Genomic DNA, 6,197 nt, shown 5'->3' on the forward strand with positions numbered 1-6,197 from the left:
TAGCCCAATGGAGGGTCATTATTGGGCGTTATCTGACCCCGCGTTGCTTTCAGAGGGCCAGCCGGGCGACGGCTTCCTCGCGCATCTCCACCTTGCGGATCTTGCCGGAGACCGTCATGGGGAAGCTCTCCCGCACGTCGACGTAACGGGGCACCTTGTAGTGCGCCAGCTTTCCGCGGCAGAACTCCGCGAGCGCTGCGGCGTCCAGCGGTGCGGCGCCGGGCTTGAGGATGACGCAGGCCATGAGCTCCTCGCCGTACCTGGCGTCCGGAACCCCGATCACCTGCACATCCTGGATGGACGGGTGGGTATAGAGGAACTCCTCGATCTCGCGCGGGTAGATGTTCTCACCGCCGCGGATGACCATGTCCTTCATCCGGCCCTCGATCACCACGTACCCGTCTTCGTCCATCCGGGCCAGGTCGCCTGTGTGCATCCAGCCGTCCTGGTCGATGGCCTCGGCTGTCTTCTCGGGCTGGTTCCAGTACCCCTGCATGACGGCGTAGCCGCGGGTGCACAGTTCACCGATCTCTCCGCGCTCCACCACGTCCCCGGCCAGGTCCACGATCTTGCTTTCCAGCCGCGGCATGGTCCGCCCCACGGTTTGTGTCCGCTGCTGCAGCGTGTCCCCGGGGCGGGTCATGGTGGACACCGGCGACGTTTCGGTCATGCCGTAGCAGATGGCCACGTCCTTCATGTTCATCTCGGAAATCACCCGGTTCATCACCTCGATGGGGCACAGCGAGCCGGCCATCACCCCGGTGCGGAGCGTGGAGAGGTCGTAGGTGGCAAAGTCGGGCACCGCCAGTTCGGCAATGAACATGGTGGGCACCCCGTACAGGGAGGTGCCGCCGAAATCCTGCACGGCCTCCAGCGCGGCGGCCGGCGTGAACCCGCGACCCGGAATGATCGTCGCGGCACCGTGGCTCAGCGCGTTCAGGTTGCCGATCACCATCCCGAAGCAGTGGTAGAACGGCACCGGGATCACCACCCGGTCGTGCTCGGTGTAGCCCAGCAGCTCGCCGATGGAGTATCCGTTGTTGAGGATGTTGTGGTGCGTCAGCGTAGCGCCCTTGGGGAATCCCGTGGTGCCTGAGGTGTACTGCAGGTTGATCGGGTCATGCGGATCGAGTTCGGCCATGCGGGCCTTGAGTTGGGAATGCCCGACGGCGTCAGCCCGCTTCAGCAGCTCGGCGTACGTGAGCTCCTGGTCACCCAGGGGGATCCCGGCGTCGAGCCCTTCCCATTCGAAGTCCGGCAGGAACACGAGCTCGCGGAGATCCGGGCAATCGGCGAGCGCCTGGCGGGCCATGGCCACGTAGTCACTGTTCCGGTCGGAGGGTGCCGTGACCAGCATCCGCATACCGTTCTGCTGCACCACGAACTCCAGCTCGTGGCTCCGGTACGAGGGGTTCACGTTGACCAGGACCGCCCCGATCTTCGCAGTTGCGTACTGCAGGATCGTCCACTCCGCGCAGTTCGGGCTCCAAATGCCGATCCGCTCCCCCTTCCGCACGCCCAGGGCGAGGAGCGCACGGGCCAGCCTGTCGACGTCGTCGTTCAGTTTGGTGTAGCTCCAGCGGCGCGCGTCCGCGCCCGGCACGGGGGCGGCCTCTATCAGAGCGTCGTGCAGGGGGAACTGCGCCACCGCGCGCTCGAAGTTCTGGCCGATGGTTTCCTCGAGCAGGGGGACGTCCGCGTCCCCGGCGGTGTAAGCGCGCATGATGGCACGCTATCAACTGGCCGATTGCTAGAGAAGGAGTCCGGCCGGCTTGGCTGGCGTAACGGGTCCTGGCGTACTGCCGCGGGCCGGTATTGTGAAATCCATGAGTGCACCCATCGACCTGCAGGCCACGTTCATCCCCAACGACGGCGAGTTCTTCCGCGTGAAGCTCGCCCTGGAAATCGCCATCGACGAGGTAGTCAACGAGCCCGGCTGCATCCGGTACGAGCTCACCGAGGCGACCGAGGAGAAGCTGGTCCTGACTGAGCGCTGGGAGTCCGAGGAAGCCCTCGACGCACACTCCAAGGGCATCGCCCTGCAGGACCTGAACGAGTCCCTCAGCGCGCTCCTGGCCGAACCGGTCAAGGTGGAGCGCCTCTAGTTTTCGGCCAACAAAGCAACGCGCGGTGATTCTCTGACAGAGAATCACCGCGCGTTGCTTGTTAAGGGCGAGCCCTTAGAAGTCGGGGATCTGCGAGCCGTCCTGGGGCCCGGCAGTCTTGCCCGAGGTGTTGCCGGCTGCAGCGGCCGCTTCTGCCTGGGAGCGGGCTACGTGCGCGTGGACTTCCTCCATGTCGAGCGCCTTGACGGCGTCGATGACCTGCTCGAGCTGCGCGGCGGGCAGCGCTCCCGGCTGCGAGAAGACCAGCACCTTTTCGCGGAATGCCATCAGCGTGGGGATCGAGGAGATGCCTGCCTCCGCTGCCAGCTGCTGTTCGGCTTCGGTGTCCACTTTCGCGAACACGACGTCCGGGTGCTTCTCGGAAGCCGCGGAAAACGTGGGGGCGAACTGGCGGCAGGGGCCGCACCATTCAGCCCAGAAGTCCACCAGGACAATGTCGTTGCCCTCGATGGTTGATGCGAACTGTTCACCTCTGATGTCAACGGTAGCCATGGTTCAACCGTACGCGAGGCGTGTCCGTAAGTCCCGCGGCCCGGAGCCTTGTTCGCTCCCCGCGTCAACGGGAATATTCCGCGCGGACCGCTTTTTGGCCTGCTGCCCGGGCCGCCGGCTACTCGCTGGCGCCCTTACAGTCCCGGCTGTTTCTGCGGAAAACAAGTGTCTGCTCCCGGAAAAACAAGTATTTCCTACTCGTGCGCCGTACGCGGCGTGATTCCTACACTCGAATCAGGCTGGGGCCGGCACGTTAGCGAGCGTGCACCACTCATGAATAGCGGTCATGCGCCCCATATGCCGTGCTTCCGCCCCCGTGGGCCCGAGCGCCTCCTGTGTCTGCGCGTCACCGTCCGCCGCGCACCCGGACATCCGCCTGCGCATCAAGCAAAGGTCCGCCATGAACGCACAGGAGACGCCAGATCCCCCAGACATCTCTGGACACGACAGCTTCGCCGAACCCACCCGGGGCCGGCATGGACCGCTAGCCAGGCGTCCCGCCGCCCGGGTCCTACTCATCTCCGCAGGCGTGTCCGCCGCCCTTTTGACGGCGTCGGCGGGCGTCGGAGCGTTGGTGGCGTCCGACGGCGGAAACGCGGCAACCGCTGTCGGCCAACCGGCCGCCGTCGAACAGGCCGCACCCGTGACTTCGGCCGCACCTCCGGCCTCAAGCGCGCCGGCCAAAGCGGCGGCGGCACCCGCCATCGCGGCGCCGGCGAAGGCACCGGCAAAGGCCGCCGCGAAGCCTGCAGCAAAGCCAGCCGTCAAAGCACCAGCCGCCACCACGGCACCGGCGAAGGCCCCTGCGAAGGCACCGGCGAAGCCACCCGCGAAAACAGTGGCGGCCCCCAAGATTGCCCCGGCCCCCAAACCCACCACCTACCGGGTGGTCGCCGGCGACACGGTGAGCTCCATCGCCGCCCGTTTCAACGTCAGCGCCTCGGGCATGCTGGCGGCGAACGGCCTCGCACCCAGCTCCGTCATTTTTCCTGGCCAGACGCTCAAGCTGAGCGGACCTGCGGTAGCCGCTCCGGCACAGGCGCAGGTCCCCGCGCCTGCTCCGGCGCCGGCCCCCGCCCCGGCACCGGCTCCCGCACCGGCTCCCGCGGTGCGGACCATCTATGTGGCCGGTGCCGGCGGGCAGGCGATGGTGGACGCCTGCATCGGGCCCGTCCATTTCACCCCCACTGACGGATACTCGCTCTTCATCACGGAGCACGACTTCTGCGGCGGCTGGGCGCGCTTCTCCGGGATCAGCGTGGGTGAACGGGTGGACATTCCGGGCTACGGTTCCTACCGGGTCTCGGCCCGCAGCCAGGTCCCGAACCCCGGGACCACCAACGACGTCGCTGCGGTGTTCGGCGGGTTCCCGCGCGCGGTGCTGCAGACCTGCATCCCGGGCACCACCCAGATGCTCGTCATCGCGCTGAACTGAGCCGGGCGACTGAGCCGGGCGCAAGCAGTGGTACGGATCCGGCCGGGACTGCCAGGAATCCCGGCCGGGGACGCCCTGCCGTCCGGGGCCGCACGTAAGATCATGGCCATGACTCAGCAACGCTACCGGGACCTTGCCGAATGGCCTCTGATGGGGACGGCGATTGTCTTCCTCGCGGCCTACGCGTGGCAGGTGATCGGCAGGGTGGAAGGCCGCGGAGCCGAGTGGCTGGAGGCCACCATGTGGACCACCTGGGGCATTTTCGTGCTGGACTATGCGGCAAATCTGTGGCTGGCGGAGGAACGCAGCCGGTGGTTTCTCCGCAACCTGCACGAGCTGCTCATCGTCGCCCTGCCTTTCTTCCGCCCCCTGCGGCTGCTGCGCCTGGTGACCCTGCTGTCGGTGCTGCACCGGACGGTAGGCGAAACACTGCGGGGCCGGGTGGTCACGTATGTGGCCGCTTCTGCCGTCCTGCTGGTGTTCGTGGGGGCACTGGCCGTGCTCGACGTCGAGCAGTCAGCCCCGGAGGCCAAGATTCTCACGTTCGGCGACGCCGCGTGGTGGGCGGTGGCGACAATCACCACCGTGGGCTACGGCGATATGTACCCTGTCACGTTGCTGGGCCGTCTTGTGGCGGCAGCACTGATGATGAGCGGCATCGCTGTCCTTGGTGTGGTGACGGCTTCCATTGCCTCGTGGCTGGTCCAGCGTGTCGAGGAGACGACGGTGGCAGCGGCCGAGTCGGCAGGCGAGCCGGTCTTGACGGAGGTGGGCGAACTGGCAGCCGAGGTTGCCGCCCTTCGGCGCGAGATCGCCGAGCTGCGGCGCGATCCCGCGTCCTAGGACACCAGGCCCGGCCCCTCAGAGCCGGAAAAGCAAAAGACCTCCGGAACCGTCAGGTTCCGGAGGTCTTTCAAATGTGGCAGATGAGGGATTCGAACCCCCGTAGGCAGTGCCAGCTGATTTACAGTCAGCCCCCTTTGGCCGCTCGGGTAATCTGCCGAACTTCAAAAGAAGATCACCCCGGTTTTGTTTCCATCCCCGCGGGCAAGACAACCTTACAGAACTTCTGCCCAAGAATGAAATCGGGGGGCTGCGGGCCGAGGCAGCCCGGAAGATCAGGCCTCGCCGAGAATCCGGCCCGCGAGCTTGGCCTCGAACTTCAGCGCCTGCTCCGCGGTGATCTGGTTAAGCTGTACTGCCCGCTGCAGATCCGCCTGCACTCCCTCCAGCCGCGTGGAGGCGTCCGCTACAGGGCTGAGGATGATGGATGCGGCAACGGCGGCGGCGGCCACCGACGATGCGGCGGTGGCGATAGTCCCGGCGGCTGCCGCGGTGGACTTGGTGACGTAGCGGACGGCCTTGTGGGTCATTGCGTTCCTTCCGAGCGGCTTCCAACTGCTACAACTCTGGGCGCCGAAACTTCGTTCCCGCCATGACTTGGCTATGAGTGAACTGTGAATGCCGCCCACCTTCACTTCCCCGCCATCCGTACTACGCTGGAATCCAGATATCCCACCCGGCCCGGAGCCTCACCGCCCGGGCGACGCATGCACCAGCAAAGGAGAGTCATGGCAGGCGAGTCCACATTCGACGTCGTAAGCAAGGTAGACAAGCAGGAGGTGGCCAACGCGCTGAACCAGGCGCAGAAGGAACTCGCCCAGCGCTACGACTTCAAGGGCGTGGGCGCCGAAGTCGACTTCAGCGGCGAAAAGATCCTCATGAAGGCGAACTCCGAAGAGCGCGTTCTGGCCGTGCTGGACGTGCTGCAGTCCAAGCTGATCCGCCGCGGCATCTCCCTGAAGTCCCTCGACACCGGCGAACCCTACGCGTCCGGCAAGGAATTCCGGCTGGAGGCCTCCATCAAGGAAGGCATCGCGCAGGACTTGGCCAAGAAGATCAACAAGCTCATCCGCGACGAGGGCCCCAAGGGCGTCAAGTCGCAGATCCAGGGCGATGAACTCCGCGTCTCGTCCAAGTCCCGCGACGACCTCCAGGCCACCATGGCCCTGCTGAAGGACTTCGACGAGGCCGACCTGCAGTTCGTCAACTTCCGCAGCTAGCCTTCCCGCCGAACCATCTGCGGCGACGCGGAACCAGCCTGGCGACGCGCACATGGGCCGGCGACACCGGAATTCCGGTGC

General features: G+C 66.2%; 7 protein-coding genes and 1 tRNA gene. 4 read left to right on the top strand and 4 right to left on the bottom strand.

The window, feature by feature from the left end:
• Nucleotides 1-49: 49 nt before the first annotated feature.
• Complete coding sequence (locus tag ACFUTU_RS18880; RefSeq protein ID WP_377967058.1) at nt 50-1,723, bottom strand: AMP-binding protein; 1,674 nt, start codon at nt 1,721-1,723, stop codon at nt 50-52.
• Nucleotides 1,724-1,826: 103 nt separating this feature from the next.
• Between ACFUTU_RS18880 and ACFUTU_RS18885 the strand changes: the two genes are divergently transcribed.
• Nucleotides 1,827-2,105 (top strand): putative quinol monooxygenase, encoded by a 279-nt coding sequence (locus ACFUTU_RS18885; protein WP_076801078.1) that lies wholly within the window; start codon nt 1,827-1,829, stop codon nt 2,103-2,105.
• Nucleotides 2,106-2,180: 75 nt separating this feature from the next.
• Here the strand turns inward: ACFUTU_RS18885 and trxA are convergent, their stop codons facing one another.
• A complete protein-coding gene (trxA, locus tag ACFUTU_RS18890; RefSeq protein ID WP_377967060.1) occupies nt 2,181-2,618 on the bottom strand; it encodes a thioredoxin in 438 nt (145 codons plus the stop codon).
• A 400-nt stretch (nt 2,619-3,018) separates the two neighbouring features.
• Here trxA and ACFUTU_RS18895 point away from each other — a divergent pair, with 400 nt between their 5' ends.
• Together ACFUTU_RS18895 and ACFUTU_RS18900 are read left to right on the top strand one after the other, a co-directional pair.
• A complete protein-coding gene (locus ACFUTU_RS18895) occupies nt 3,019-4,053 on the top strand; it encodes a LysM peptidoglycan-binding domain-containing protein (protein ID WP_377967062.1) in 1,035 nt (344 codons plus the stop codon).
• A gap of 108 nt (nt 4,054-4,161) precedes the next feature.
• Nucleotides 4,162-4,896, top strand: coding sequence for a potassium channel family protein (locus tag ACFUTU_RS18900; protein ID WP_377967064.1), 735 nt, complete (start codon nt 4,162-4,164; stop codon nt 4,894-4,896).
• Between the two features lie 77 nt (nt 4,897-4,973).
• On the opposite strand, the gene ACFUTU_RS18905 is transcribed toward ACFUTU_RS18900, so the two are convergent.
• Nucleotides 4,974-5,055: transfer RNA gene (locus ACFUTU_RS18905), tRNA-Tyr, on the bottom strand.
• Nucleotides 5,056-5,171: 116 nt separating this feature from the next.
• The gene (locus ACFUTU_RS18910) at nt 5,172-5,426 is read right to left on the bottom strand and encodes a hypothetical protein (protein WP_377967066.1); all 255 of its coding nucleotides are present in this window, start codon (nt 5,424-5,426) and stop codon (nt 5,172-5,174) included.
• Between the two features lie 198 nt (nt 5,427-5,624).
• Between ACFUTU_RS18910 and ACFUTU_RS18915 the strand changes: the two genes are divergently transcribed.
• Entirely contained in the window at nt 5,625-6,116 is a 492-nt protein-coding gene (locus ACFUTU_RS18915; RefSeq protein ID WP_377967068.1) for a YajQ family cyclic di-GMP-binding protein, read from the top strand.
• The last annotated feature ends 81 nt before the right edge of the window (nt 6,117-6,197 follow it).

Origin of the sequence: Arthrobacter sp. NPDC057388 (assembly GCF_042668165.1) — a bacterium.
In the GTDB taxonomy this organism is placed as follows: Bacteria; Actinomycetota; Actinomycetes; order Actinomycetales; family Micrococcaceae; genus Arthrobacter.

Bases quoted from the DNA above. Each gene is read 5' to 3' on its own strand.
- ACFUTU_RS18880 (WP_377967058.1), bottom strand. From the start codon at position 1,723: ATGCGCGCTTACACCGCCGGGGACGCGGACGTCCCCCTGCTCGAGGAA.
- ACFUTU_RS18885 (WP_076801078.1), top strand. From the start codon at position 1,827: ATGAGTGCACCCATCGACCTGCAGGCCACGTTCATCCCCAACGACGGC.
- trxA (WP_377967060.1), bottom strand. From the start codon at position 2,618: ATGGCTACCGTTGACATCAGAGGTGAACAGTTCGCATCAACCATCGAG.
- ACFUTU_RS18895 (WP_377967062.1), top strand. From the start codon at position 3,019: ATGAACGCACAGGAGACGCCAGATCCCCCAGACATCTCTGGACACGAC.
- ACFUTU_RS18900 (WP_377967064.1), top strand. From the start codon at position 4,162: ATGACTCAGCAACGCTACCGGGACCTTGCCGAATGGCCTCTGATGGGG.
- ACFUTU_RS18910 (WP_377967066.1), bottom strand. From the start codon at position 5,426: ATGACCCACAAGGCCGTCCGCTACGTCACCAAGTCCACCGCGGCAGCC.
- ACFUTU_RS18915 (WP_377967068.1), top strand. From the start codon at position 5,625: ATGGCAGGCGAGTCCACATTCGACGTCGTAAGCAAGGTAGACAAGCAG.